This is a genomic window from Rheinheimera tangshanensis, assembly GCF_014645135.1.
In the GTDB taxonomy this organism is placed as follows: Bacteria; Pseudomonadota; Gammaproteobacteria; order Enterobacterales; family Alteromonadaceae; genus Pararheinheimera; species Pararheinheimera tangshanensis.
Genome location: NZ_BMLH01000001.1, coordinates 210,051 through 236,838 on the forward strand (window position 1 = coordinate 210,051; position 26,788 = coordinate 236,838).

Consider the following 26,788-nt stretch of genomic DNA (forward strand, 5'->3'; position numbering starts at 1 on the left):
GTTACGCTGCGCACAATGGTTAGCCAGCTAAAAGAATTTGTTGGGATTTGTTATGAGTAACTACTTCAATACATTGAATTTGCGTCAGCAGTTAAAACAGTTAGGTAAATGCCGTTTTATGGCCAAAGAAGAGTTCGCTAAAGGCTCTGACTTATTGAAAGGCTGGAAAGTGGTGATTGTAGGTTGTGGTGCTCAGGGCTTAAACCAAGGCCTGAATATGCGCGACTCAGGTCTGGATATTTCTTATGCCTTGCGTGCTGAAGCTATCGCCGCTAAACGTAAGTCGTTCCAGAACGCTTCTGACAATGGATTTAAAGTAGGCACGTACGAAGAGTTAATTCCAACTGCAGATTTAGTATTAAACCTGACGCCGGATAAGCAGCATACCAGTGTTGTTAAAGCCGTGATGCCATTGATGAAACAAGGTGCCACTTTGGCGTATTCGCACGGTTTCAATATTGTGGAAGAAGGCACACAAATTCGTAAAGACATCACAGTAGTGATGGTGGCGCCTAAGTGTCCTGGCACTGAAGTACGTGAAGAATACAAACGTGGTTTTGGTGTGCCAACGCTGATTGCAGTGCATCCTGAAAACGACCCTAAAGGTCTAGGTTTGGAGATTGCTAAGGCTTACGCTTCTGCAACAGGTGGTGATCGTGCCGGGGTACTGGAGTCGTCTTTTGTCGCCGAAGTGAAATCCGATTTGATGGGCGAACAGACTATTTTATGTGGCATGTTACAAACCGGCTCTATTCTGGCGTACGACAAGTTAGTGGCTGAAGGTGTGGAGCCAGGTTATGCCGCCAAGTTAATCCAGTTTGGCTGGGAAACTGTGACTGAAGCCTTAAAACACGGCGGCATCACTCATATGATGGACCGTTTGTCGAACCCGGCGAAAATCAAAGCTTATGATTTAGCTGAAGAATTAAAAGTAACCTTACGTCCGCTGTTTGAAAAACATATGGACGATATCATCAGCGGTGAATTCTCCCGCACTATGATGGCCGATTGGGCCAATGATGATAAGCAGCTGTTTGGCTGGCGCGAAGAAACCCGTCAATCCGGTTTTGAGAATGCGCCGGTATCCAGCGAACAAATCCCAGAGCAGGATTACTTCGACCGCGGCATTTTGTTTGTCGCTATGGTGAAAGCCGGTGTTGAGCTGGCATTCGAAACTATGGTTGCTGCAGGTATCGTTGAAGAATCGGCTTATTACGAGTCATTGCATGAAACGCCGTTGATCGCCAATACCATAGCGCGCAAACGTCTGTATGAGATGAATGTGGTGATTTCAGACACTGCTGAATACGGTAACTACCTGTTCAGTAACGCAGCTGTGCCGCTGTTACGTGATTTCGTGAACAAGCTGAGCACTGAGTATGTGGGCAAGGGTTTAAGCTCTGCAGCTAATGGTGTCGACAATATCCGCCTGATTGCTGTCAACGAAGCAATCCGCCAGCATCCTGTTGAGCTGGTTGGCAAAAAGTTAAGGGGCTATATGACCGCGATGAAAAAAATCGTCGGTTAATAGCAGAGACTTTCCAGTCTCACCCCAAGTACCGAGTTTTTACGTGGACCTTGGTTGTTTGCCCGGCTTTGCCGGGCTTTTTTTTGCCTTCGTACTTGCAGCCGCAGCGTTGTTGCCTACGCTCACTCGCCCAAGTCACATAGTGGACTATGCTCCTTGGGACTCGATTGCTTGTCGCCTAGCTGCAACAGCAATTACTTTGGCAAAATGGCTCTCGTACTTGCAGCCGCAGCGTTGTTGCCTACGCTCACTCGCCCAAGTCACATAGTGGACTATGCTCCTTGGGACTCGATGGTTTGTCGTCTGATTGCAATAGTAAATACTTTGGCAAAGTATGCTGAACTCTATGAAAAACTCGGTGTATGCTTGCAGCAACATTAAGGAGTAGAACAATGAAAACTATAGCTTTAGTAGCGCATGATGGAAAAAAGGCTGAGTTGCTGGCCTGGGTAAAACAACACGCTGATTTTTTTCAGGATAAGCAATTGGTAGCGACAGGCACCACAGGTCGTTTACTGAGTGAGGCGTTAAATAAAGACGTTTTATGTCTGGCCAGCGGTCCTTTGGGCGGCGACCAGCAAATTGGAGCATTAATAGCTGAGCAGAAAATTGATTGGCTGGTGTTCTTTTGGGATCCGCTGTCGTCTCAGCCTCATGATCCTGATGTTAAGGCGCTGATCCGTTTAGCTGTGGTTTGGAATATCCCTGTGGCTTGTAATAAAGCCACAGCGGATTTTATTGTTACATCAGCCTTAGTCGGACAGGACTATCAGCGCACTGTGCCGGACTTCTCAGCTCACAATAACAGATTGCCCTGAACTCCTGCCCTGTGCATTAAAAACCGGTTAAGACCAATTTTCCAATAGCTTGTTGGCTTTCAATCAACTGGTGAGCCTTACGCAGATTTTCGGCGTTAATAGTGCCAAAGTCTGCGTTTAAGGTTGTTTTAAGCTGACCAGCATCCACCATATCCGCCACCTGTTGTAATAACTGCTGTTGAGCACTCATATCTTCGGTTTGGTACAAAGATCGGGTAAACATCAGCTCCCAATGCAAGGACAGGCTCTTGCGTTTCAGTTGGCGCACATCAATAGGTTCAGGGTCGTCTATCAGCGCCAGTTTGCCTTGTGGTTTAATTAGTTCGATGATGTCGTTAAAGTGATGGTCGGTATGAGTCAGGCTAATGACATAATCTACTTCAGGTAAGCCCAGAGTTTTCAGTTGTGCTGCCATTGGTTTTTTATGATCCAGCACTACATCTGCACCTAAGGTTTTTACCCATTCACTAGTCTCTGGTCTTGAAGCTGTCCCAATCACTTTTAACTGAGTTTTTTGTCGCGCCAGTTGTAATAGCACCGAACCTACGCCGCCCGCGGCGCCAATCACCAGCAGAGATTTACCTTTGCTGTTGTGCTCATTCAGTTCCAGACGGTCGAATAACAATTCCCAAGCTGTGATAGCGGTTAAAGGCAAAGCTGCTGCTTGGCTGAAACTTAAACTTTTTGGTTTATGGCTGGCTATTCGCTGATCCACCAGCTGAAACTCGCTGTTTGAGCCTGGCTTATCTATGGCACCGGCATACCAGACTTCATCGCCTGCTTTAAAACCAGTGACTGCACTGCCTACTGCGGTCACAACACCTGCCGCATCCCAGCCTAATACTCTTGGTTGGCCTTGAGTGTCGGCATTACGGCGGATCTTGGTATCGACCGGATTGACGGATACAGCTTTCACAGCAACCAGCAGATCATGTTCGCCCGGCGTTGGCGTGGGCAGCTCTGTGTCGTACAAAGACTGTGGATCTGTGGCTGGTAAATTTTGACTATAAACTATGGCTTTCATCTGAATACTCCATTGGATCAATAGAGCTAGTTTATAGGCGCTGACTATTTAGAAAAATATGCTAAATTTGGATTCAGTTTCAAAATTTATTTGATAATGATGCTAAGAACTGACGACTTACAACTTTTTGTATTAACTGCTGATTTAGGGTCTATTTCTGCTGCTGCGCGTGAGCTGGATCTTTCGCCTGCGCTGGCCAGTGTGGCGTTAAAACGACTGGAGCAGCAACTGAATACTCAACTGATTTTGCGTTCTACCCGCAGTTTAAGGCTCACCACAGCAGGTATGGCCTATCTGGATTATGCCCGTCAGGCTATTCAACTGCTGGGGCAGGGCCAGCAAGTATTACAACTGGGCAAAGAGCAGCTATCCGGCGAACTGACCTTATCTATGCCGTCCGATTTTGGTCGTAATAGCATGGCTTTGTGGCTGGCGGAGTTTCAGCAGCAGCACCCTAAATTGCAGCTGAAAATCCGGGTCAGTGACAGGCTGGCTGATTTAGGCCGTCAGCCTGTGGATTTAGCCTTACGTTATGGCGAACCTAAAGATTCACAGCTGATTGCTCTACCTTTAGTACCAGATAATCATAGGGTGCTTTGTGCTTCCCCTGATTATATTCGCCGCTGTGGTGCGCCAGAGCGACCAGATGACATCGGCTCGCATCAGGTGTTACAGCTGGTGTTGGGAGAAGCTGTGCATAGCAAATGGCAGTTCTGGTTAGATGGGCAATTACAACAAGTACAAGTGCGTGGTGCTTTAGTAGCAGACGATGGCGATGTTGTCAGACGCTGGGCTGTGGCAGGTTTAGGTATTGCCTATAAATCACGTTTGGATATTCTGTCTGACTTAGGCTCCGGCGCTTTGCTGAAGTTGTTGCCTGACTATAAAACTGAGCAAGCCCCTTTGTATTTATTGGCGGTGCAAAGGTTGTCTTCATCGCCTGTGCTAAAAGCCTTATCTGAGTTCCTGTTACAAAAGCTGCGGCAGCATTGGCATGGGTAGAGAGTGGCAAGGTTAAAAAATAAAGGATTAGAAAAGATGACATGGTTAAACAATGAGGTGTTAGAAGGCGAATTTGTCCGACTGGAGCCTATGGTATTGTCGCATGTAGCAGATTTGCAGCAAGCCGTGGCCGATGGCGAAAGCTGGAAACTCTGGTATGCCATGGTGCCTACAGTGGAAGAAATGCCAGCTTATGTGCAAGAGGCTTTAGCCAGCAAAGCGCAAGGAGCTGTACCTTATGTGGTGCGTTGCAAAATGACAGGAAAAGTCGTCGGCACCAGTCGTTACTATATGGTGGATGAAGCCAGCAGAAGAGCCTTGATTGGTTATACCTGGTATGCCGAATCTGTACGACGCACAGCTATCAATACAGAAGCTAAGTTTTTGTTATTAAGTAATTTGTTTGAAAATTACCAAGCTATAGCTGTAGAGTTTCGCACCCACTTTTTTAACCACACCTCACGCAAAGCCATAGAGCGTTTAGGCGCCAAAATGGATGGTATCTTGCGTCAGCATATGATTTTAAAAGACGGCTCAGTACGAGACACTGTGGTGTATTCCATCATCGCCTGCGAATGGCTGACGGTAAGACGGCATCTAGTGTCGAAATTAGGCAGGGACTAAAGCGTCAAAAGTAGGATGCAATCGCCACGAAGTGGCATTGCATCATTAACATCATGTCAAAACATCAGCCCAGATAACTCTTTTAAGTAGAGAGGAGTTGCCGGATGCTGGCTTAATTCAAAAAACAAAAACGCCGTAAGGAAAATACTGACTAAAGAACCCCAGAACCAGTGGTGTTTAGGTTTATCCTGCTCTTTGTGCTGCAAGTACTTTTTCAGCAAGCAGCTGCTTAATACAGCCAATACCACTGAGCCTGCCAGCAAGCTGTAAAACAACGTCAGGTTGGTGCCTTTGAGCTGCCAGGCGACACCAGCCAGAATACCTGGCAGAAAATAAGCGATGGGCCACAATACACAAGCCAGAGTGGCCGCTGGGAAATAACGTGATGGTGCTAACTGCAACATACCAGCTAATAGAGGCAATAAAGGCCGGCTTGGGCCGATAAAACGTCCTGCAACTATAGCCAGCCAGACATTGTTTTCTAAAGCACCGCTGATTTTATCCAGCTCTTTTTGCTGGCGTGATAACCAGTTCCAGCTTTCCAGTTGAGGCCTGAATTTGCGCCCAGCCAGATAAGACAAAGAGTCACCTACTAAACCTGCTGCTGCGGCGACCATGCAGGCAGTCCAGAAGCCCATTTGTTCTGCACCAATCAGCACACCAAAACTAAACATTAGCGCAGTGCCTGGCACCAACAAACCCAACACAGCCACAGATTCAGCAAAAGTCAGTAAAAATAAAATCAGCAGGGCATAAGCCTGATATTCAGTCAGCAACTGCTGTAACCATTGTTCCATCTATCACTCACATCGATTGAGAAAAGCTTTTATACAGGCAGTATCGGGGCAGAGGCTGGCTTATTCAAGCTGCTTTGCCGTCGGATCCACAAAGAGATCCGATAAATCTGTTGGCTTACAGATATGTTATATTGTATCATTTTGATCCTGACTTTATCGATTCAGCCCAATCTTTTGTAGTGACCGGACTAAAAACATCATGCCAAGCCACCATCTAAGTCTAAATTTTAAACTGTCTTTTCTTATGCTTTCTCTTGGCTTTATCGCCGCTGTTCCTGTTGCTCTGGCCGAGACAGCAGAGGATATTGAGCGTATCGAAGTGCTGTATCGCCAGGCCTACCGTGGTGATATTCCGGCCCAGTCTTTGCCTCAGTCTATTAGCGTCATCGACAAAAGTGTATTGCAAGATAATGCCTTAACGCGTTTTCAGGATGCTTTGGATTTTTCTGCCAGCATTTCACGGCAGAATAACGGTGGTGGTTTATGGGATAGTTTTTCGCTGCGTGGTTTTCCAGGCAATGAAAATATGCCATCCGGTTATTTAATCAATGGTTTTAACGGCGGCCGTGGTTTCAGTGGCCATCGCGACTTATCCAATGTGGAATATGTCGAAATTTTAAAAGGCCCTGGATCAGCACTTTATGGCCGTTCAGAGCCTGGTGGTACTATCAATGTGGTCACCCGTAAACCACAAAAACAGCAGGAAGGTTACCTGCAAGTCTCTACTGGCCGTTTTGATCAGCACAGAGTAGAAGCCGATTACACCAACGGTATCAGCGATAATGTAGCGGTACGTATTAATGGCGCAGTGCAGGATTACGGTAGCTTCCGCGACTATGTCAGCAGCGAAAAACAAGTATTTACCCCTTCGGTACGTATTGATCTGGATGAGAAATCCGCCTTGTTATACGAGTTTGAATACCTGAAACAACAGCAGTTATTTGACCGCGGCATAGTAGTGTTAAATGGCGATTTTAATACTGTGCCACGCTCACGTTATTTAGGTGAACCCGATGACGGTCCTACTGAAATTGAAGCCACCGGCCATCAGTTATCTTATGAAACCAGCCTAAGCGATGACTGGTCTTTTTTAGCTGGTTTAGGTTATCGCGACTCCTCTTTAAATGGTTTCTCGTCTGATGCGGAGTTAGCGGCCGCTCGCCAGTCTTTGTTTGACGATGGCAAAACCTTAACCCGTCAGCGCCGTTACCGTGATTATCAGGCTGAAGATACCTCAGTACGTTTTGAATTAAGTGGTCATTTAAATACTGCCGGTATTGTGCATCATCTGCTGATAGGCGCTGATGGCTACGACTATGATTTGTATACCTTGTTGTCACGGTTTCGTGGTCCAAAAGGGTTTTACGCTTTAGATATTTTTAACCCTGTGTATGGCGGAACAGCCACTGCTCCTGCGCCTTTGTATGAGAATCTGGAAAGCCAAAAAGCCTGGGGGGTCTATCTGCAGGATCAGATGGATCTGACACAGCATTGGAAGTTATTGCTGGGCCTGCGTTTTGACGATTATCAGCAGGATATTCAGGAGCTGTTAAAAGCCACCCGTTCGAATAAAACTGGCACTCAAGTCAGCCCTCGTATTGGTTTGGTGTATGAAGTAAACCCAGAATTAAGCTTTTACAGTAGCTATTCCGAAGGTTTCCTGCCGTTAAGCGGCACCGATTATGCCGGTAACCCTTTTGATCCAGAGTTAAGTGACTCTTATGAGATTGGCGCGAAATTCACTACTTCGGGCGTTACAGGCACTGTGGCATTTTTTGATGCGAAAAAATCCAATATCCTGACTTCGGATCCGGTCAATGTAGGATTCTCAGCCACCTTAGGTGAAGCCACCAGCCGTGGTATTGAATTGGATGTACAAGGCCAGCTTACAGAAGACTTATCGGCTCAATTGTCTTATGCCTTTTTGGATACCCAAACCGCCAACGATATGATCAACATCGACTGGGGTGTCAATGTGCCGGCTGGCAGTCGTCTGGTAAATATTCCTAAACACAATGCCAGTCTGGTGCTGACCCAGTTGTTACCACTGGGTTCAGTCGAAAGCCGTTTAGGTTTGAGAGTCAATCATGTTGCCAAACGTCTGGGTGATTCAGTCGACAGCAGTTATATGTTGCCATCCCATACTTTGTTTGGTTTGTCCTGGGCCGCCGATTTAGATCAGAACTGGAAAGCACAGCTGAATGTCGACAACCTGTTTGATAAGTTCTATATCCACAACTCCTATTCGGCGCTGTGGACAGTGCCGGGTGAGCCGCGCTCGTATAAAGTGAGTCTGACCTATGCATTCTGATCAAGCCTTTATTCGTAGCCGCATTCAAAGCATCGATATGATGCGCGGGCTGGTGATGCTGATTATGTTGCTGGACCATGTGCGGGAGCGGTTTTTTTATCATATGCAGGTGTTGGATCCTATGGATCTGGATGAGACGTCCGCCAGCTTATTTTTTAGCCGTTTTGCCGCGCATTTATGTGCACCGGTATTTGTGTTTTTAACAGGTTTGTCGGCCTGGCTTTATGCCAATCCAGTCAACGGCCCGGCTCGCTCTGCTCGCAGCTTTCTGCTTAAAAGGGGGCTGTTTTTAATAGCGCTGGAAGTCACCATCATCAATTTTTCATGGATGGGTTCTTATCACACTATCTGGTTACAGGTGATTTGGGCTATAGGTTTGAGTATGGTGGTGTTGGCTCTGGTCAGTCAGTGGCCAAAAGCTGTGTTGGCTTTGCTGGGTTTTGGCATTGTGTTTGGCCATAACTTACTGACACCTGTCAGCTTTCAGCCGGAAGAGTGGGGCTACAGCTTATGGACTATTTTGCATGACCGTAATTTCTTAGTCAGTGAAGGGGCTGTGAAAATTAAAGCCAGTTACCCGGTTTTACCCTGGATAGGTGTCATTATTTTGGGTTATCTGGCAGGGCCTTTGTACAGTAAAACTCTGTCTGCAGAGCACAGAGGCCGTTTGCTGTTGCAATTGGGAGCAGGCTGTCTGCTGCTGTTTATTGTGCTGCGAGGTTTTAATATCTATGGTGAAACGCTCGATTGGCAGCTGTATCCGGATCTGGTGACCAGCCTGATGTCGATCCTGAATCTGACCAAGTATCCACCTTCATTAAATTACTTATTGGTGACTTTAGGTCTGATGTTTTTACTGTTGTTTGTGCTGGAAAAACCGCAAGGCAATTGGACACAAATCCTGGTGAACTTTGGTTCGGCACCGATGTTCTTCTACATACTGCATTTATATGTATTGCTGGTGCTGTATCGGATTGTGTTGGCGGTGTGCGGCCCAAATCAGGGAGAAGGTTTTGGCATGGAACATATGGGGTGGATTTGGTTGACGACAGTGTTATTAGCTGTCGCTTTGTATCTCCCCACAAAATGGTTTTCTCTGTACAAAAAACGCAGCCAGCAGGCCTGGATCCGTTATCTGTAAGTAGATTATTTATAAATCATGACAACCTAGTTGCTGCGGTTTGGCTCAGCTTGGCCGCAGCAACTTGCCACTGCTGCATTTCATATAAACGTGACTCACAGCGGGCAAAAGCAAACTCCAGCTGTTTTGCTTGATACAGCTCTGAAATAGCTACAGCAGAGGTCAGCAGTAACAAGCAGCCTCTGTCATAACACTCGTCCACCAGGGCAATAAAACGCCTGGCTTCGTTATCAAGCTTGCTGATAAAGATATCCTGATGTTCACGCTGATAACTGTCTTCCACACCATGCAGAATGGCCGTGTCTGACACCGAGCTAAACTGTGGCACATCCAACACTGCTATGGCCTGGTAGCGACTTGCCAGCTGCATGTAATCCAGCTGGCTGCGTGGCCCTGAGCACAGTGCCATAAAATCAAAACCTATGATGTTTTCGTTACTCCATAAAGCAGGAAAACTTCGTCCCAACAATTCAAAGTCGGCCAGGGGCTGTACTTTGCCAAATAGCTCTTGCGCCTGTTGTTTTAACTCTGCCGCAGTGCCGCCTTGTTGGTAAAAACGCATCGGACTTTGTGTTAAGCGCCGGTAATCTATGCCGTTATCCAAGGTTACCACTTTGCAATGCTGGCGCAGCAAATCAATGGTTGGTAAAAAACGCTGACGTTGCAGACCATTTTTATACAGCTCTTCAGGTACTGCATTGGAGGTGGTCACCAGCACAACACCACACTGAAATAAGTAACGCCATAAGGTGCCAAGCAACATGGCATCGCCTATGTCGTTGACAAAAAACTCGTCAAAACACAGTACTTTGTACTTAAATGCCCAGTCTTTGGCTATGAGCAATAAAGGATCGGCTTCGCCCTGATGCTGTTTCAGTTCCTGATGCACCCGCGCCATGAAATGATGAAAATGCAGCCGGATTTTGCCATCCAGAGCCAGCTGCTGATAAAACAAATCCATCAGCATAGTTTTGCCACGCCCGACAGGGCCATGTATGTATAAGCCCAAAGCAGGCAGGCCAGAACATAACTGATCCGCTATCTGCTGCAGCGCCACTACCGACTGATATTGTGGCTCGTCATACAACAACAGGCCCTGTTGGACCTGTTGCTGATAAAGCGAGGTTAAGGAGTTCGAACTCAATCTGTAGGGCCCGCTGGAACATAACGCTGCAACCAACTGGTAAATTCGTTAAACCAGAAAATGGAATTATTCGGTTTTAAAATCCAGTGGTTTTCATTCGGGAAATACACCAAACGAGCATCTAAGCCTTTGCCCTTGTAGACACCGTAAATTTCCAGTCCCTGAGTTACAGGAACTCGGTAATCCTGCTCACCATGCATGATCAGCATAGGAGTGACAAACTTATCGGCAAATAAGGCTGGGTTCCATTGCTGCATCACATCCAGACCACTCCATGGCGAGCCACCATAGGCATGTACTCTGTGTGCTGTGGCGTCAGAAGCAAACTGTCCCATCAGGTTATAGACACCCGCATGGTTAATCAGCGCTTTATAGCGGTCGGTGTGGCCTGCAATCCAGCTCACCAGATAACCACCGTAACTGCCGCCAGCGGCAGCCAAACGGGTAGAATCGATAAAACCGCGCGACAGCATATAATCTACAGCGGCTTCGCTATCCATAAAAGGTTTCACTGGATGCTCACCATGAATTGATTCAGCAAAGGCCTGACCAAAACTGGTGGAACCATGGAAGTTCGGCTGGATCACCACATAACCGGCAGCAGCAAAGACTTGCGAGTTCCAGCGATAACTAAAACTGTCACCCGAATAGCTGTGAGGGCCACCGTGTAATACATTCAGCAAAGGCCATTTTTTAGTTGGGTCAAAGTTCGGTGGATAGGTAATGTAAGCCTGCACCAGTTTGCCATCAGCGCCGGCAAAACTGACTTCTTCTGTTTTACCCCAACTAATTTTTTGCTGCAGCTCGGTATTCAGTCGACTCAATTGCTTTAAGGTTCGGCCTTTGTTGTCCAGAGCATAAACCTCCGGCATCTGCTTCATGCTGTGCTGCACCAGATAGACTTGTTGCTGTTGGCCAATCTGTAGCTGACTAATATCAGCCTGGCGCAAAATTTGTTTTACCTGACCACCAGCCAAAGGCATGCTGTACAGGGCTGATTTAGCTTTATCGGCGGCCTGGAAATACAAAGTGCCATTATTGCCAAACTCCCAGTCGTCGACCGAAATGTCCCAATCCTGGGTCAGATTAGTTTTTTGTTGGGGTTTAAAATCAAAGCGGATCAGCTGGTTATTATCGGCAGTAAAAAAGGTGCTGCGCTGAGCGCCATAAACCAGACTTTTGCCATCAGGGCTGAATTTCGGGTTATTGTCACTGGCTGGATTATCCGCTGTGATGTTGACAAACTGACCTGAACCATCGGTTTTCAGCAGTAAAATATCGTGATTGATCTGATCAAAAGGGGGCGCACTAGTCACAGCGCTGACAGCAATCTGACGGCCATCGACAGAGATATCAAATTCGGCATCACCATTTAAACTAAACCAGCGATCCCAACCCGGCGTTAAATCGGCAATTTCACCTGTGTGGATGTTGATACTAAATAAATGCGGATAGCTGTCATCGGTCAGCCAGTGGTCCCAGTATCTGTAGACTCTGTTTTCAGTCACCCGGGCTGTGACTTTATTGTCTTTTTTCTGTTTGAGCTGTTCAGCTAATGCAGCAAAGTCACCATTAAAACCTTTAGGTACATTGGCCAGAAACAAAATACGCTGACCATCCGGAAACCATTTAGGCTGCTGTACTGCAACAGGTAACTTGGTTAATGCTTTGGCTTCACCCCCTGTTAAAGGCAATAAAAACAGTTGATTATGTTCATTGCCGCGTTTGGAGACAAACACCAGCTGGCGACCGTCCGGGCTCCAGGCCGGTGCAGTATCCGAGTCCGGATGCTGGGTTAAGGCGGTTAGTTGCTGGGTACGTAAATCCAGAATATGAATATCGGCATTGCCTTTATCGGCAGCCAGATCATAACGGGTGACAGTCAATGCCAGCTGTTGACCACTGGGTGATAAGGTCATAGCGCCTGGACGCGCAACTTGCCATAAATGCTGAGCGGTTAAAGGTTCGGTTGCAGCTTGAGCCGCTCCTGCAGCCACAACCATCATCAGAGCCGAAAGACTAAATTTCATACAGACTCGCCTTTATTCAGTCAAAGCAATAAGTGGACGCTAGCATAGGTCAGTAGAGCGATAAATAAAACCCTGATGAATAACTCATTCGACAAGATCAATGGCAGCGGCAAGAGTTAAGAGAGCATATAAATTAAGGGGGTGAGTCACTGCAGCTGCAGGCTAAGCTGATGTGCTGAATCGTTCAAATTCTATGAACTACTTTCTACAAAACTCAACAGGAAGCAGAAGTATGCCTTGTCTGATTGCAGCTTTGTTAGGTTTTGGATCAGGTGTTATTCATCCAAAATGCGATAAATCAGAACCATATCAACTAACAAAATAGCCTGCTGCAAGCGTATAATCGTGGTCCGACTTGTTTCCCCTTTACCATTAAGGAAGTACCAGATGTCTGATTTAATCAGTAAGTTAGAATGGCGTTATGCCACCAAAAAATTCGATCCGAGCCAGGTGGTTTCACAGGATAAAATCGACTTTATTCTGGAAGCTATACGTTTAAGTGCGACTTCAAGTGGTTTACAGCCTTATGAAGTACTGGTGGTGACTAATAAAGCTATACGCGAGCAAATTAAGCCTCACGCCTGGAATCAGGGGCAGATCACCGACAGTTCACACTTATTGGTATTTGCGGCATGGGACAACTACACAGCTGAACGTATTAATCAGATGTTTGATTTAACTAACGACATTCGTGGTTTTAAAAACGAAGGCTGGGAAAACTATCGGGCTATGCTGCTCAATACTTATCCACAGCGTGACGCTGAAACCAATTTTCAACATGCAGCCCGTCAGGCTTATATAGGTTTAGGTTCAGCTTTAATTGCTGCAGCCGAACTAAAAGTCGACAGCACCCCTATGGAAGGTTTTGATCCGGTGAAAGTGGATGAAATCCTGGGCTTAAAAGAAAAGGGTTTACGCTCTGTGTTGTTACTACCATTAGGCTACCGTGCTGACGAAGGCGACTGGCTGGTGAAACTGCAAAAAGTGCGTCGTAGCCGCGACCAGTTTGTCACCGAAATTAATTAATTCGGTGTGTAAAGAAGGCCGTCAAGGCCTTCTTTTTAACTATTGATACAAGGTCCTTTCCAACTGATTTTCTAGTCATTTTATCCTCTTTTCTCTGTCTGACATTCTTGTCAACCTAGTGTCATATCTATCAGTTATGGTTTGCCCCTTAGTGAAAACATGGGGGCCTTATGTCGATCGTTGAAAAGCCGGAGCAGGATGTGCATCAGGTCTTGAAAAATGCTGCGCCTTTGGCCCGATATCTGGAGCGAAATGCCAGTAGTGCTGATGCCGCCGATATTTTTCAGGAGTCTATTGCCCGTGTGTTGGAGCAGGCTAAACAGCGGCCTATTCTGAATCCTTTGGCTTATGCCTTCACCGTGGCCCGTCATATGTTAATGCGATTAAAGCCAGTCCAGGCCGAAGAGCCGGATCAAGTGCTGTGTCAAAGCGCTAACCCGGAAGAAATGGCCAGCATGCAGCAAACTGTGGATCTGTTGAGTCAGGCGCTTTCGGCTATGCCGCCATTAAGACGGCAAGTCTTTGTGCTTTTGCGAATGGAAGGCAAAAGTCGCAGCGAAATTGCTACTTTGTTGCAAATGAGCGAGGATGCCGTCTCTAAACATATAAGCAGAGCGCTGGCCGATATTCAACGTCTGATCGATCAGTCGCGAGTTGTGTGAGTCCTATTTTGAGTGAAGAAGAAAAGTTGAATAGCAAAGAACAGGCAGAGCAGGAGCTGTATCTGCAGGCCGCCAGTTGGGTTGAAAAACTCGCCAGTGGTGAGCTGGATAGTCTGAGTAAAAGACGATTCAGTCATTGGCTGGAGGCCGACCCAAAACATGCAGAATTGCTGCATTCGATGATCAAAACCTGGCAGGATCCCGCTTTAACTAAAGCTTTAGCCGCTTATCAGCCTTCACCCTTCAAACGCTGGCAGTTATCTTTTGCACCGTTGCTTAAATTGAAGTGGCCTAAATTTCAGCTGGCTGGTGCTGCTATGGCATTCAGTTCAGTCTTGGTGATGTTGCTTTATCTGGACAAGGGCAGCTTGTTTTCTAGTCCTGCGCCTTATGAGCTAAAAACAGCTCAAGCCAGCAGCATGCAACAAGAGCTGGATGATGGCTCAGTGGTTGATATAGCGCCAGAAAGTCAGCTCACTGTATTTTTTACTGCAAACAAACGTCAGGTACTGCAAGGCCATGGCGCTGCTTATTTTGCAGTTGCAAAAGACAAACAACGGCCTTTTGAAGTTCGACTGGATCAAGCCAGCGTGGTCGCTGTGGGCACCGAATTTAATATTGACCGCGACCCGGATCTGATCGATATCACAGTATACGAAGGTGCTGTACAGGTGCAGGCTAACGCTGCAGGTCCAAGTGTGCTGCTGAAAAGTGGCGAGCGAATTCGTATTCAGCAGCATAAATTATCTGAAGTGCAAAAAGTGAATTTGCAGCAGTTAGTTGACTGGCGTTCTGGTTGGATTGAAATTGAAAACGAGACCTTGGCGTATTTGCTGCATCGGCTAAACAGGTCGACTTTGGTGCCGGTCAGCGCCAGTGCTGAGGTCGCTGATTTGCGGGTGGCAGGTCGTTTTGAACTGGCCAATACTCAACAAACCTTATCGGCACTGACTGAAGCTTATGGCTTAACGCTGCAGCAAAGCAGCAGCGGTATCCGGCTGAGCAGGTCAGAGTAGCAGTGGGGGCGGGTTGTGTGGTTACGACCTGAACTCTGTGTGTTATTGCTTTTGTGCTGTTGCAAAAGCCCTGTTGTATGGGCTGCTGAAGCTCCACAGAAGCAGTTGTATTCACTGCCATCTCAGCCTTTATCTGCGGCCTTGCTGCAATTTGCCCGCACGACAAATCAGCCGTTATTGTACGACCCGGCTTTACTTGAAGGGCGACAAGCCCCTGTTCTTTATGGTGAATTTGAACCCACTGAAGCACTGAACCAGCTGCTAGCACAGCAGCCTTTAGAAGCTATTCCGCGCGAAAAAGGCTGGTTGATTAAAGCCAAAGCTGTAGTAGAACAACCAGCTATGGCTGCTGCTATTCCCGCTAGTAAAACCCAAAAACCACCTGCTGCTATGGAAGTGATAGCTATACGTTCCACTGTAGTTGCAGAGCAGAATGCTGTGACCAAAGCAGTGTTACCTCAGGCTAAAACACTCAAACGCGAAGCCATGATTGCACAGGATTCCCTGGTAGCCGACGATATTACCGACTTTCCTGCGCTGAACTTAGCCAACTCCTTACTGCGCTTGCCTGGCATTACTATTAACAGAGAGTGGGGCGAAGGCCGGCAAATTTCATTGCGTGGTTTAGGCCCGGATTTCACCCGGGTGCAAGTGAACGGAATGGAGGCTTTGGGCACATCCTCTTCACCTATGGATGCGCGCGGCGCTGTGTCCAGAACCCGGGCTTTTGACTTTAATATTTTTGCCTCTGAGCTGTTTAATCAAATTGATGTAAAAAAGTCCTTTTCTGCCGATCAGGAAGAAGGCGGTATAGCGGGCACTGTGAATTTACACACAGCTAAGCCTTTTGATTACGACGGGCCTAAAAGCAGTATTTCGGCTCAGTTGGGTACCAACAGCAACACCAATAGCTCGGATCCACGCTTCTCCGCTGTGTTCTCTGAGCTCTGGTCAGATATTGGCGCCTTGGTATCTATCACTCACAGTGTTCGCTCTACCAACGAATATGGCAGCAATACCACACGCTGGCGGCGGGAAACCGGCAAACAAGCGGCCGATAGCAGCAATACTGAACTGCAAAACCTGCTGGACTCCGGCGAGTTATGGTTTCCTCGTGGCCAGCGTTTTTCTGTTTGGGAAAACGAGCAAAACCGCTTAGGTATTACAACAGCGCTGCAATACAAACCCAATCAGGATTTCAGTCTGGTGCTGGATTGGATGCACGGTAAGCTGGAAAACCAGCTGGCTGAACATCATATGGCGGTAAAAGATAATAACCTGGTGAACTCGCTGATCTGGCGTGAAAGCACTGGCAATAAGAGCGGCGACAAAGAAGTAGTCTATGCCAGCTACAAAAATGCCAGCTGGCGCAACGAAAGCCGTGAGGATTATAACGAGTCGGTGTTTGATCAAATCAGCCTGGCCGCAGACTGGACTGCCACAGCCGATCTGCAGATCCGCGCTATGTTGGGCCATAGTTCATCCGACTACAGCCAGCCGCTGTTGCAGAAACTCAATATTGAAGCGAAGAAAAAAGCTGACATCATCACAGACTTCAGCCAGGACGCCTTTTATGGCCGCAGTTCTTCAACTGATTTTGATGTCACTTCTATCGAAGGCTATACAGTCAAAGATCTGTTTTTCCAGTCGAACTTTATCTATTCCAGTTTTGACAATGCCAAGCTGGATGTTGATTACCAGCTTAGCGATAACAACACGCTTAAATTTGGTATTCACTATAAAAAGTTTAGTAACTCTGGCTTTGAGCAAGAGGCCAGTGGTTTTCCGTATAACAACGCGACACCAAAGAATCAGGGTATGGTTAGCCTAAACCCAGCTCAGGTGCAGATTTATCGAGGCCATCAGGACCAAAGCTGGCTGGAAGGCAATATAGCTGCAGTGCAGAACTTTTATGGCCTGAGCGATTTTGCCTTAACGGCTGCCAATACTTTGAGTAATACAGTGTACGATTTAGCGGAGCAAACCAAGGCGCTGTATTTGTTGTATCACCACGACCTCGATCTTGCAGGTTCGCCGTTACGTTCGCGCTTTGGCCTACGTTTTTTCGACACCCAAATGAGCTCGCAAGGTGTGTCTTACATGCAACCTGCCAGTATCAATCGCAACTACTCAGGTTATTTACCGAGTTTGGATCTGGCTTATGAGTTGGCAGAGGATATGATCTGGCGCGTTGGCCTGAGCAAAAATATCACCCGCCCGTCTTTAGACGCCATGGCCTTTTCGGTTTATGTCAGTAAAACCTCCCTGGGTGAAACCGATATAGGCCAAATCTCCACAGGCAACCCAGAGCTGCAACCCTATGATTCTGATAACTTTGATATGGCGCTGGAGTGGTATTTTGAAAGCGCAGGTCTGGCTTCTGTTGCGGTGTTTTACAAAGACATCAACAACTTTATTCAGACCAAAACAGAGCAACGGCGTTATAGCGAGCTGGGGCTGCCTGCCGACTTATTACCTGACGGCAAAACAGTCAACGATATCTTTAATCTGTCGTCACCACAAAACTCAGGCTCGTCCGGCATTCAGGGGTTTGAGCTGGCGCTGCAGCGTGATTTGGATTTCCTGCCAGCACCTTTTCAGTATTCAGGGGTGATAGCCAACTACACCTGGGCCGATGGCGACACCTTGTATCCGAATGTCGAAAACTCAGGCCAGAGCCAGCGCAAAGCTTTCCCGGGCTTATCAAAGCAAAGTTATAACCTGACGCTGTATTACGAAACCAAAGTTTGGGGCGCTCGTGTTGCTGCGGCCTACAGGGGCAAGTACATCACAGCAGTTGAAAGTGGCTCTATCGACGATGATGAGCGAGGTTATCATGCCAGCACTAATCTCGATTTTTCAGCTTATTACCGGCTTAATGCCCATATAAAGCTAAACCTCGAAGCCTTGAACCTGACCAACCAGCGCGACGAATTATATAGCGACTCCAGCGACAGAGCCTATAACAGCACCTACAGTGGCCGCACTTATATGCTTGGGGTTACAGCGGAGTTTTGATGGGGAAGCATTGCATTTTTCTGATGCTAAATACGGCTGCTTAGATTGCACTCGCCGCAAAAATGTAGGGGCAGGGTTTTTCCCTGCCCGTCTCGCGTCCAAACGACAGTCTGAGCGAGCTGTATGCTTTTAACGATAAAAAGCTTCTACTTTACCTTTAACTGTCATCAGTAAAGGCTGGCCACGGCGGTCCAGCGCTTTGGCAGCAGCCACTTTCACCCAACCTTCGCTGATACAATATTCTTCCACATCAAAACGCTCTTTGCCGTTCAGGCGAATACCTACCTCATGTTCGAAAATTGCCGCTACATAATGTGGGCTACGTGGGTTAGTGCAAAGGCGATCCGGTAAATCCGGGCGTGCTGCTGTGTCTTGAGTAGTGTCTGTCATGGCTCTGGCCTGTAATAAATAAAACGTGCGTCATTGTAGGCAAAGCCAGCAGTGGGCTCAAGAGCGGCGGTTAGAAACAGAGAAAAACAAAGATAATAGGGATATCAGGCTCTGTGCTTTTCTGATAAATATTTTCAAGTTTGTAGCTACTGGGTACATCCAGCCTTAACTTTCCTGCGCCGATTTATTTTTAGTACCATCAGACTAGTTTCTCAGTTGATGTTGGCTGCAGGTATTTGTTGCCGAAGAAGGAAAACTAATTTAATTTAAAAATCAACAATGACAACACTCAAAACATGCATGTAAGTTAATATGCCGATTATGCCCAGTCTTTACGACTGAAGAACATCTGACTTTGGACTTTTTGCTCAATTTGAAACTCAACTTCATTGGTGAAATTTATCCTGATTTAGTCAATTTTTAGCATCGAGTGAGCGGGCTGATTGATGCTTTAAAGCTGGTTTCCAAGCGTGCCGTAAAAATTGGGGTATTAATGTATCATAGACAAAGGAGCTAGCTTTCTCATCTCTGAAAGCTTTTTAAGCTATATAAATGGAAAGAATATGAAGTCAGCATTTTTTATACTAGTTGTTATCCTGATGATCACCGCTTGTCAGAGCACAAGTCCTAAGGTTTTTTTAAATTTTCCAGGTTATGAGCAGCGTTTTAAAATCGGTGAAGATCATTTCAAAGCGGAAATATTAGCTGGGAATGAAAGTAAAAAACTTGATTTGGCAGTTTTATATTATTCAAACTTTTATTTAAAGAACCGAAAGCTTGCATTACCTCTGTTCAAAGAATTGGAGGCTGAAGGTGATATGCAAGGCATCACTTTATTAGCTATTTTAGAATACGACGGTACTCTCGGTTATGTATCAGATGAAACATTTATAAAATACGAACGAGAGATAGAAAGCTATAATGTAACCGAGCTTGTGCGTTACAAAAATGAACGTGACACCTTCATAGAACTTTTATCCACTAATTTCCAAGAGGTAAAGGATTTTTATGACAGTAGTCATCATCTTTGTGAACAGCGAATCGACTCGCACGTGTCACGTCTTGAAAATAATCCTAAGGCTTATCTTGCAATAAAATACTTGGCGAGTTGCCTGGAGGCATATTCCATACACAACAGCGAGTTACGATTTAAGGCGCTGGCAAAGTATGAAAATCTACGCTGCATGAGGCCTGAAAGAACTAAGATCTGTTTAAGTGGTGGTTATACTGCATTAAGTAATGGTGTGTACAAATCTGAACAAGCACATGGAGTGGCGGCTGCCCTGAAAGACGTATACGCAAATCATAACAGTAAGTTGCTAAAAATAAATGTTTTAGATAAAAGGGAAACATTGAGCGGTACGTCACGAGTAATGGCTAAGGCATTTTATGCCAGAGAAGAAGGAAATATATCCGCGGGGATTGATATGTTATTGGATTATATTAAAGATAATTCTCAACTAAACCCCTATGATGCTGCATTTTTAAAAAAATTCTTAGTTATGATGCTAATTATTCGGGATGAAAAAGGCGATTTAGGTAAGGCTGCTGGATATGCTGAAGAAGCACTTAATAGTAATGAGTTGTCTTATAGCGATCAGTCATCATTATTTGGCATGCTTGCCGATATTTATTATAGAGATGAAAAGTATGAAAAATATATTTCACTTATCAGTGAGCACATATTGGCTCGGCAGGGGACTATGGATCTTATTCAGGAGATAAAGTTAATAAAATAATATTATTTAGTCAGGGTTATAATGATCGATAGTTGGTAAGTTTCGTTGGTTCGCTGTCATAGGCGCTTACGTTGAACTAATTATTTTCGCTGTCATTAAAAATAGTGTTAATCATAATGTCGCTGTTATTTAATTTAATAAAATGGACCCACCATGAAAATTGCTTTAATCATCCTAGTTATTGCTTGCATAGCTTTTTACTTCTACAACAACGCCAATAACCAAAAAGCCGCAGCGCTGAATCTGGAAAAAGGCAGTGCGTTTTTAGCTGAAAACTCTAAAAAAGACGGCGTAAAAATCACAGCTTCAGGCCTGCAGTATGAAGTTTTACAAAGTGGCAGCGGCGAAACTCACCCAACAGCCAGCAGCACAGTGCGGGTGCATTACCACGGCACTTTGATTGACGGCACAGTGTTCGACTCTTCAGTCGAGCGCGGCGAAACTATTTCTTTCCCACTAAACCGCGTTATTCCTGGTTGGACTGAAGGCGTACAGCTGATGAAAGTGGGTGATAAATTCCGTTTTTATATCCCTTCTAATCTGGCTTACGGCAACCGCAGCGCAGGCAAAATCCCAGCCGGTTCCACCCTGATTTTTGATGTGGAATTGTTTGAGATCCAATAAAACCAGGCTGCTGTTGTGGTTGAGAGTTATGATCTTGGCTGCCGCAAAACGCAAAGTACTGTGTGTTTTGCGACGGCATTAGTGGTCACGCCGATCTGAACCCAACTGACTTCGCATGATAAAAGGCTATTAAATGAAAAAAGCTCAGGTTGCAGGTTTTTGTATTGCCATCATAGCGGTGTGTTATTACCTGTCCTTTGCCGACAGGTACGATGCAAATGAATCCAGCTCACCCTCTTCGGGTTTTGGTGTCATGCTAGTTTTTCTGATGCTGTTAGTTTCTGCTTTATTGTTAATTCCCTCTTCAGTTCGGCTGTGGCTAAAAAAAACAAGAGACGAAAACCAGTTTAGCGGCCCAGTTTGGCTCAGTTTGTTAGCACTAAATTCAATCCTATCTCTGCTGTATAGCGCAGCTTTGCTTTGGTTAATTTTTATGACCATCAAGTTCTCTATGTAAGCTTTGTTACAGTCCTGCTGCGCCTGTAAAAAAACCTTCATAAAATTCTCTGTCCATAAATCACTGCTCGTTGCTCTTTAGGGGGACTGCTGCGCATTTGCGCCTGGCAGATTTACTTAATCAGCTTAACTAACCAGGAATAATGGATTAATTATGAAGACGAATCTTCGCAAGAGTCATCTGGCTTTGGCCGTGCTGGCTGCACTGCCGGCTTTTTACAGCACTATGGCTTTGGCTCAATCTGCTACGGACGCTGCTGCGGCAGAAACAGAAGTGATTGAAGTGAAAGGCTTTCGTAGCTCTATTATCAAAGCCAAAGATCTGAAGCGTGAAGCCATGATCGCTCAGGATTCGATAGTGGCGGAAGATATTGCCGATTTCCCTGATCTGAACCTGGCCGACTCACTGCAACGTGTGCCTGGTGTCACTATTACCCGTGAAGGTGGCGAAGGCCGGCAGATTTCTTTGCGTGGTTTAGGCCCTGATTTTACCCGTGTGCAGGTCAACGGTATGGAGGCTTTAGGTACTTCGTCTTCGCCTATGGATGCGCGTGGTGGTGTGTCCCGTACCAGGGCTTTTGACTTTAATATTTTTGCCTCTGAGCTGTTTAACCAAATTGATGTGAAAAAATCTTTTTCTGCTGATCAGGAAGAAGGTGGCATAGCTGGTACTGTCAATTTACGTACCGCTAAACCTTTTGATTACGATGGCGCTCAGGCGGCAGTTTCCGCTCAGGTTGGTACCAACAGCAATACCGACAGTACAGATCCTCGTATCGCGGCTTTATTGTCTAATACCTGGTCTGATTTTGGCGCTCTGGTGTCTGTGGCTTACAGCGACAGAGCAACCAATGAATTCGGCACCAACACCACACGCTGGCGTCGTGAAGGTGGCAAAAAAGCGGCCGATGCCACTAATACTGCCTTACAAGCTGAGTTGGATTCAGGTGAATTATGGTTTCCGCGTGGTCACCGTTATTCGGTTTGGGAAAACGATCAAAACCGTTTAGGTATTACTGCGGCTTTACAGTACAAACCAAGTTCAGACTTCAGTCTGGTGCTGGATTTGATGCACGGCAAACTGGAAAATCAGTTGTCTGAGCATCATATGGCGGTGAAAGATAACTCTGTGGTTAACAGCCTGGTCTGGCGTGACAATAACGGCAATAAAGAAGTGATTTATGCCGATTATAAAAATGCGACATGGCGTAATGAAAACCGTCAGGATCGCAACGAGTCGGTATTAAATCAGGCGAGCTTGACGGCAGATTGGACTCTGACCGACGACTTAAAAATGAGCGCTATGCTTGGCCACAGTTCTTCTGATTACGAGCAACCTCGTGTGAATAAACTGAATATCGAAGCCAGTAAAAAAGTGAATATTATTACTGATTTCACTCAGGATGCCTTCTACGGTCACAGCTATTCACCTAGCTTTGATGTCACTACTCTGACTGGTTACACGGTCAAAGATTTGTACTTTCAGTCGAACTTTATCTACTCCGACTTTGATAATGCCAAGCTGGATTTTGACTATGGTTTAACCGACAGCTCCAGCCTGAAATTTGGTGTGAACTATAAGAAATTTACGAACACAGGTTTTGAGCGGGTGGCTCAGGATTTCCCAACCAATAAAGCCACACCGCAAAATCAGGGCGTAAAAACCCTGACGGCCGAACAGGTGCAACTGTTTAACGGTCATCCGGATAAAAGCTGGTTACAAGGTGATATGGCAGCTTTGCAGGCCTTTTATGGTCTGACCGATTTCACTTTAACAGATGCCTACACAGTGGAAAGTTCGGCTTATGATTTAGCCGAAGAAACTCAGGCTGCTTATCTGGTCTACGATACCGAATATGATGTGGCAGGTATGCCGCTGCGCGCCAATATCGGCGTGCGTTACTTCACCACAGAGCTGAGCTCAAAAGGTTTGTCGAAAGGCATTCCGACGGAGATGGTGCGCGATTATTCAGACTATCTGCCAAGCCTGAATATTGCCTACGAGTTTGCTGAAGATGTGATCTGGCGTACAGGCCTGAGCAAAAACATGACCCGTCCTTCGTTAGGTGCTATGGCGTTTTCGGCCAACGTTAGCCAAACCTCCCTGGGCGAAAATGATATAGGCCAGATTTCAGTAGGTAACCCACATCTGCAACCTTTTGAATCGGATAACTTTGATACGGCGCTGGAGTGGTATTTTGAAGATGTAGGTTTGTTGTCTGCAGCCTTGTTTTACAAAGACATTGATAACTTTATCGTCACTGAAACTCAGCAGATTGTCTACAGCGAACTGGGTTTACCGGCTGAGTTATTACCAAAAGGTAAAACGGTAGAGGACATTTTTAATGTGTCATCACCACAAAACTCTGATTCGTCCACCATCAAAGGTTTTGAACTGGCGATGCAACGGGATTTGGATTTCCTGCCAGAGCCTTTTAATAACTTAGGTGTGATTGCTAACTACACCTGGGCGGATGGTAAGACCTTGTATCGTAACGTCGAAAACTCAGGTGAAGATCAAATCAAAGCCTTTCCTGGTTTATCCAAACAAAGTTATAACTTCACGCTGTATTACGAAGCAGAACAATGGGGTGCCCGTGTTGCTGCAGCTTACCGCAGTGATTATATTACGGGTGTGGAAAGTGGCTCGATTGACGATGACGAACGTGGTTACCATGCCACGACCAACGTTGATTTCTCTGCATTTTATCGCTTAAGTGACAGTGTAAAACTGAACCTGGAAGCGATAAACCTGACCAATGTGCGTGACGAGTTATATAGTGACTCCAGCGACAGAGCCTATAACACCACCTTTAGTGGCCGGACTTATATGGCTGGGGTGACAGTACAGTTCTAATCATAGCCTGAAGACAGCCCTGATTCTGTCGGATCAGGGCTGTTTCATAAGTCTTAAGGTGTAGTAAGTGAAAACTTTGGTCGTGAATAAAAAGCAGATTGGTCTGGCTGCTGTAGTAACTTTTTTAATGGCGTCATGTCAGCAAGTGCTAGTGGATCCGCAACCAGAACAAAAGCCAGAACAAGGCAAAAGCTGGCTGGCAGGTGATCACCATGTGCACACCCATTACAGCGTGAAATGGGATAATTCAGTGTTTCCGCCAGCACCTATTTTAGGTGGAGATGCTAAATACTCTATTCCGCTAAATGCCCAGATGGCCTCGCATTATGGCTTAAGCTGGATGGTGATAACCGATCACGGTGGGCCAAACCGTGCCAAACTGGCGTTAGAGCAGGCTTACCCTGAGCTGGTGGCTTCACGTAAAGCTTTACCGCAAATTCTACAATTTTACGGTATGGAGTTTGATGTGCCGGGCAATAGCCCTGGTGGTCGCCATGCCAGTTTTATTATGCCGCACAGGCCAACCGAAGCAGAGCAGTTATACCAGATAGAAAGCCGCTACAACGGCCGTCAGGGTGTACCTCCTGGGCCGGAAAAGTCCGAAGATGGCTTTATGCTGCAAGCACTCAAAGCCATGAATGAATTACCGGATAAACCTTTGCTTTTGGTTAATCATCCGGCGCGCTTAGCCACTGGTTTTCGGCAATACAATAAAGTGACTCCAGCGCAGTTACGTGACTGGCAGGATACTGCACCCGATGTAGTGATTGGGATGACAGGCGCTGAAGGCCATCAGGCGGCAACTTTAAATCCGGATGGCAGTCAGGACCCAAACGCCATCCGCGGCGAATACCCTTATTATCCGACTATGGGTGGCTACGACCAGATGACAGCCCGTTTAGGTGGTGTGTGGGATAGTTTATTAAGTGAAGGCCGCAATTGGTGGGTGACAGGAGTGTCCGACAGTCATGGTCATTATACAGATGGCTGGGCCGACTTCTGGCCGGGTCAATACGCTAAAACTTATGTGTATGCCGATAAAAACTACGACAGTATTTTTGCTGCCCTCAAAGCCGGTCAGGTTTTTGTCACGACCGGTGATTTAATAGATGCCTTGTTTGTCGAAGTGGCGGTAAAAGGTTCGGATAAAACCGCGGCTGCAGGCCAGACTTTGACAATAAAACCTGACGATGAGCTGATGCTGCGGGTGCGTTTTCGTGACCCCACTAGCAATAACGGCGGTGGTTTTAACCCAGAGGTGCAGCGGGTGGACGTGATTCAGGGGCTTATCACAGGCCCAGCTTTAGAGCGAAATAGCGACGAAGCGCTGAAGACCAAGGTAGCCAAACGTTTTTACTCAGCCGACTGGACTATCGAACACGGTTACAGCCAGTTTGAGCTGCCACTGGGTAAAGTCAGCAGCAGCCAGTATTTGCGCCTTCGCGGCACCAACAATAAAAACGAGCTGGAACCAGAGCCTGATGCCAAAGGCGAAAACCCTTGGTCCGATTTATGGTTTTACAGCAACCCGGTGTTTATTAAACTGGTTCAAGACTAAGCTCAATCTGGCTCAGTCTTGAGACTCTGACCAAACTGCAAACTCGTTACCGCTGGGTTCGGTAAAGTGAAAACGGCAGCCGCCCGGGAAGTCAAAAATAGGCTTAATCACAATGCCGCCATGCTGTTGTACTTTGGCTAAAGTAGATCTGATATCTGCACTGTAAAACACCAATAAAGCTCCGCCTGTTGTGCTGGTGGAGCATTGTTCAGATCGGAAAAAGCCACCGTCTAAACCTTGGTCGGAAAAGGCCACATAATCCGGGCCATAGTCAACAAAACTCCAGTCAAAAGCCGCGCTGAAAAATGCTTTGGTGGCGGATAAATCTTTGGCGGGGAATTCGACATAATTTAGTTTTCCGTGTTGGTGCATAGTGCTGTTTCCTTAGAATTGCTATGACTTTGAGTGGTGCAAAGCTAATTTTGCAGGTTCAGGCTACAAACTGCTGCCTGTTGTTCCTGTGAACATTGCGTCTCAGTTCTGGGTGTATTCAGCAGTTCTAGATTAACTGCCATGTTCGTCGTCCCTTCAGACTGTATAGAAAGACCAGAATAACTGAAATAACAGCTCTGGGTGACGGCAATAACACAACAGTATGGCGACAGCAGATGCTTAGGACCAGGTTATTGCTGTTTTTCAGCTTTTTTCTTCCATCAGACCTATTAAGTTACCGTCCGGGTCTCTCAGAAAAGCTATCCATAGTTGATGATCCGGCATCTGTGCTGCAAGCTGTGGAGCTCGCTCCGCTACAGCACCGAGAGCCAGAGCCTTGATATAAAACTGTTCTATGTTGGTTGTTTGAAAATAAGGAATGGAATTTTTGCCAACTTCACCTGTACCTTGCGGCGTGCTGAGCATTAACCGGGTGGCACCAGATTGTACAAAAGCCAGTTGTGGTGTCAGAGAAAATAGAAAGTCTAGTCCCAGTACCTGAGTATAAAATGGCAACGAAAGCTGCACATCTTTTACCACTATGGCCAGTTGGCCTAATCCAATTATTTTATGGTCCATAAATGATTTCAC

The 26,788-nt window shown here is 46.3% G+C and carries 22 protein-coding genes; 14 read left to right on the plus strand and 8 right to left on the minus strand.

The genetic code is table 11. The annotated features are described in order from the left end of the window. Positions 1-52 precede the first annotated feature (52 nt). Positions 53-1,528, plus strand: coding sequence for a ketol-acid reductoisomerase (gene ilvC, locus IEW88_RS00955; RefSeq protein ID WP_053425830.1), 1,476 nt, complete (start codon positions 53-55; stop codon positions 1,526-1,528). Positions 1,529-1,920: 392 nt separating this feature from the next. Continuing rightward, entirely contained in the window at positions 1,921-2,346 is a 426-nt protein-coding gene (locus IEW88_RS00960; RefSeq protein ID WP_147903093.1) for a methylglyoxal synthase, read from the plus strand. Positions 2,347-2,362: 16 nt separating this feature from the next. On the opposite strand, the gene IEW88_RS00965 is transcribed toward IEW88_RS00960, so the two are convergent. Beyond that, on the minus strand, positions 2,363-3,370 hold the full coding sequence (locus tag IEW88_RS00965) for a zinc-binding alcohol dehydrogenase family protein (RefSeq protein WP_147903092.1): 1,008 nt from the start codon (positions 3,368-3,370) through the stop codon (positions 2,363-2,365). A gap of 96 nt (positions 3,371-3,466) precedes the next feature. On the opposite strand from IEW88_RS00965, the gene IEW88_RS00970 reads away from it, so the two are divergent. Next, positions 3,467-4,372, plus strand: a complete 906-nt coding sequence (locus IEW88_RS00970; RefSeq protein ID WP_229670214.1) for a LysR family transcriptional regulator — start codon at positions 3,467-3,469, stop codon at positions 4,370-4,372. 36 nt (positions 4,373-4,408) lie between these two features. After that, entirely contained in the window at positions 4,409-4,996 is a 588-nt protein-coding gene (locus tag IEW88_RS00975) for a GNAT family N-acetyltransferase (RefSeq protein WP_147903091.1), read from the plus strand. Between the two features lie 56 nt (positions 4,997-5,052). On the opposite strand, the gene IEW88_RS00980 is transcribed toward IEW88_RS00975, so the two are convergent. Beyond that, entirely contained in the window at positions 5,053-5,793 is a 741-nt protein-coding gene (locus tag IEW88_RS00980; RefSeq protein ID WP_147903090.1) for a DedA family protein, read from the minus strand. Between the two features lie 244 nt (positions 5,794-6,037). On the opposite strand from IEW88_RS00980, the gene IEW88_RS00985 reads away from it, so the two are divergent. Beyond that, positions 6,038-8,104 carry a TonB-dependent siderophore receptor gene (locus tag IEW88_RS00985; protein WP_185148523.1) on the plus strand — a complete coding sequence of 689 codons (2,067 nt, stop codon included), beginning with the start codon at positions 6,038-6,040 and terminating at the stop codon, positions 8,102-8,104. Next, positions 8,094-9,245, plus strand: coding sequence for an acetyltransferase domain-containing protein (locus tag IEW88_RS00990; RefSeq protein ID WP_147903088.1), 1,152 nt, complete (start codon positions 8,094-8,096; stop codon positions 9,243-9,245). Before IEW88_RS00985 ends, IEW88_RS00990 begins: the two co-directional genes overlap by 11 nt. A gap of 16 nt (positions 9,246-9,261) precedes the next feature. Here IEW88_RS00990 and zapE read toward each other — a convergent pair whose 3' ends face one another. Next, entirely contained in the window at positions 9,262-10,389 is a 1,128-nt protein-coding gene (zapE, locus tag IEW88_RS00995) for a cell division protein ZapE (RefSeq protein ID WP_147903087.1), read from the minus strand. Next, a complete protein-coding gene (locus IEW88_RS01000) occupies positions 10,386-12,419 on the minus strand; it encodes an alpha/beta hydrolase family protein (protein ID WP_147903086.1) in 2,034 nt (677 codons plus the stop codon). Before IEW88_RS01000 ends, zapE begins: the two co-directional genes overlap by 4 nt. Positions 12,420-12,806: 387 nt before the next feature. Between IEW88_RS01000 and IEW88_RS01005 the strand changes: the two genes are divergently transcribed. The 4 genes from IEW88_RS01005 to IEW88_RS01020 all read left to right on the plus strand — a co-directional run bounded on the left by IEW88_RS01005 (position 12,807) and on the right by IEW88_RS01020 (position 18,141). After that, on the plus strand, positions 12,807-13,445 hold the full coding sequence (locus IEW88_RS01005; protein WP_147903085.1) for an NAD(P)H-dependent oxidoreductase: 639 nt from the start codon (positions 12,807-12,809) through the stop codon (positions 13,443-13,445). Positions 13,446-13,615: 170 nt separating this feature from the next. Continuing rightward, positions 13,616-14,107: an RNA polymerase sigma factor gene (locus IEW88_RS01010; protein WP_147903084.1), complete on the plus strand. Its 492-nt coding sequence runs from the start codon at positions 13,616-13,618 to the stop codon at positions 14,105-14,107. Positions 14,108-14,133: 26 nt separating this feature from the next. Further along, entirely contained in the window at positions 14,134-15,123 is a 990-nt protein-coding gene (locus IEW88_RS01015) for a FecR family protein (protein ID WP_185148522.1), read from the plus strand. A gap of 15 nt (positions 15,124-15,138) precedes the next feature. Next, positions 15,139-18,141 carry a TonB-dependent receptor gene (locus IEW88_RS01020; RefSeq protein ID WP_229670216.1) on the plus strand — a complete coding sequence of 1,001 codons (3,003 nt, stop codon included), beginning with the start codon at positions 15,139-15,141 and terminating at the stop codon, positions 18,139-18,141. A 129-nt stretch (positions 18,142-18,270) separates the two neighbouring features. Here IEW88_RS01020 and IEW88_RS01025 read toward each other — a convergent pair whose 3' ends face one another. Further along, positions 18,271-18,531 (minus strand): DUF3297 family protein, encoded by a 261-nt coding sequence (locus IEW88_RS01025; protein ID WP_147903082.1) that lies wholly within the window; start codon positions 18,529-18,531, stop codon positions 18,271-18,273. A 563-nt stretch (positions 18,532-19,094) separates the two neighbouring features. Between IEW88_RS01025 and IEW88_RS01030 the strand changes: the two genes are divergently transcribed. Then, positions 19,095-20,270: a hypothetical protein gene (locus IEW88_RS01030; protein ID WP_147903081.1), complete on the plus strand. Its 1,176-nt coding sequence runs from the start codon at positions 19,095-19,097 to the stop codon at positions 20,268-20,270. A 153-nt stretch (positions 20,271-20,423) separates the two neighbouring features. Further along, positions 20,424-20,894, plus strand: a complete 471-nt coding sequence (gene bamJ / locus IEW88_RS01035; RefSeq protein ID WP_147903080.1) for a BamJ family beta-barrel-assembly machinery protein — start codon at positions 20,424-20,426, stop codon at positions 20,892-20,894. Between the two features lie 186 nt (positions 20,895-21,080). Here bamJ and IEW88_RS01040 read toward each other — a convergent pair whose 3' ends face one another. Continuing rightward, on the minus strand, positions 21,081-21,392 hold the full coding sequence (locus IEW88_RS01040) for a hypothetical protein (RefSeq protein ID WP_147903079.1): 312 nt from the start codon (positions 21,390-21,392) through the stop codon (positions 21,081-21,083). Between the two features lie 112 nt (positions 21,393-21,504). Between IEW88_RS01040 and IEW88_RS01045 the strand changes: the two genes are divergently transcribed. Further along, positions 21,505-24,207, plus strand: coding sequence for a TonB-dependent receptor (locus tag IEW88_RS01045; protein WP_147903078.1), 2,703 nt, complete (start codon positions 21,505-21,507; stop codon positions 24,205-24,207). Between the two features lie 67 nt (positions 24,208-24,274). Next, on the plus strand, positions 24,275-25,765 hold the full coding sequence (locus IEW88_RS01050) for a CehA/McbA family metallohydrolase domain-containing protein (RefSeq protein WP_147903077.1): 1,491 nt from the start codon (positions 24,275-24,277) through the stop codon (positions 25,763-25,765). 12 nt (positions 25,766-25,777) lie between these two features. On the opposite strand, the gene IEW88_RS01055 is transcribed toward IEW88_RS01050, so the two are convergent. Both IEW88_RS01055 and IEW88_RS01060 read right to left on the minus strand, forming a co-directional pair. Next, positions 25,778-26,137 carry a VOC family protein gene (locus IEW88_RS01055; RefSeq protein WP_147903076.1) on the minus strand — a complete coding sequence of 120 codons (360 nt, stop codon included), beginning with the start codon at positions 26,135-26,137 and terminating at the stop codon, positions 25,778-25,780. Between the two features lie 264 nt (positions 26,138-26,401). Further along, positions 26,402-26,776: a VOC family protein gene (locus IEW88_RS01060; protein WP_147903075.1), complete on the minus strand. Its 375-nt coding sequence runs from the start codon at positions 26,774-26,776 to the stop codon at positions 26,402-26,404. Positions 26,777-26,788: the final 12 nt, after the last annotated feature.

What these genes read in the sequence shown, in the direction of transcription:
- ilvC (WP_053425830.1), top strand. Translation starts at nt 53, where the DNA reads ATGAGTAACTACTTCAATACATTGAATTTGCGTCAGCAGTTAAAACAG.
- IEW88_RS00960 (WP_147903093.1), top strand. Translation starts at nt 1,921, where the DNA reads ATGAAAACTATAGCTTTAGTAGCGCATGATGGAAAAAAGGCTGAGTTG.
- IEW88_RS00965 (WP_147903092.1), bottom strand. Translation starts at nt 3,370, where the DNA reads ATGAAAGCCATAGTTTATAGTCAAAATTTACCAGCCACAGATCCACAG.
- IEW88_RS00970 (WP_229670214.1), top strand. Translation starts at nt 3,467, where the DNA reads ATGATGCTAAGAACTGACGACTTACAACTTTTTGTATTAACTGCTGAT.
- IEW88_RS00975 (WP_147903091.1), top strand. Translation starts at nt 4,409, where the DNA reads ATGACATGGTTAAACAATGAGGTGTTAGAAGGCGAATTTGTCCGACTG.
- IEW88_RS00980 (WP_147903090.1), bottom strand. Translation starts at nt 5,793, where the DNA reads ATGGAACAATGGTTACAGCAGTTGCTGACTGAATATCAGGCTTATGCC.
- IEW88_RS00985 (WP_185148523.1), top strand. Translation starts at nt 6,038, where the DNA reads ATGCTTTCTCTTGGCTTTATCGCCGCTGTTCCTGTTGCTCTGGCCGAG.
- IEW88_RS00990 (WP_147903088.1), top strand. Translation starts at nt 8,094, where the DNA reads ATGCATTCTGATCAAGCCTTTATTCGTAGCCGCATTCAAAGCATCGAT.
- IEW88_RS01000 (WP_147903086.1), bottom strand. Translation starts at nt 12,419, where the DNA reads ATGAAATTTAGTCTTTCGGCTCTGATGATGGTTGTGGCTGCAGGAGCG.
- IEW88_RS01005 (WP_147903085.1), top strand. Translation starts at nt 12,807, where the DNA reads ATGTCTGATTTAATCAGTAAGTTAGAATGGCGTTATGCCACCAAAAAA.
- IEW88_RS01010 (WP_147903084.1), top strand. Translation starts at nt 13,616, where the DNA reads ATGTCGATCGTTGAAAAGCCGGAGCAGGATGTGCATCAGGTCTTGAAA.
- IEW88_RS01025 (WP_147903082.1), bottom strand. Translation starts at nt 18,531, where the DNA reads ATGACAGACACTACTCAAGACACAGCAGCACGCCCGGATTTACCGGAT.
- IEW88_RS01030 (WP_147903081.1), top strand. Translation starts at nt 19,095, where the DNA reads ATGAAGTCAGCATTTTTTATACTAGTTGTTATCCTGATGATCACCGCT.
- bamJ (WP_147903080.1), top strand. Translation starts at nt 20,424, where the DNA reads ATGAAAATTGCTTTAATCATCCTAGTTATTGCTTGCATAGCTTTTTAC.
- IEW88_RS01040 (WP_147903079.1), bottom strand. Translation starts at nt 21,392, where the DNA reads ATGAAGGTTTTTTTACAGGCGCAGCAGGACTGTAACAAAGCTTACATA.
- IEW88_RS01045 (WP_147903078.1), top strand. Translation starts at nt 21,505, where the DNA reads ATGAAGACGAATCTTCGCAAGAGTCATCTGGCTTTGGCCGTGCTGGCT.
- IEW88_RS01055 (WP_147903076.1), bottom strand. Translation starts at nt 26,137, where the DNA reads ATGCACCAACACGGAAAACTAAATTATGTCGAATTCCCCGCCAAAGAT.
- IEW88_RS01060 (WP_147903075.1), bottom strand. Translation starts at nt 26,776, where the DNA reads ATGGACCATAAAATAATTGGATTAGGCCAACTGGCCATAGTGGTAAAA.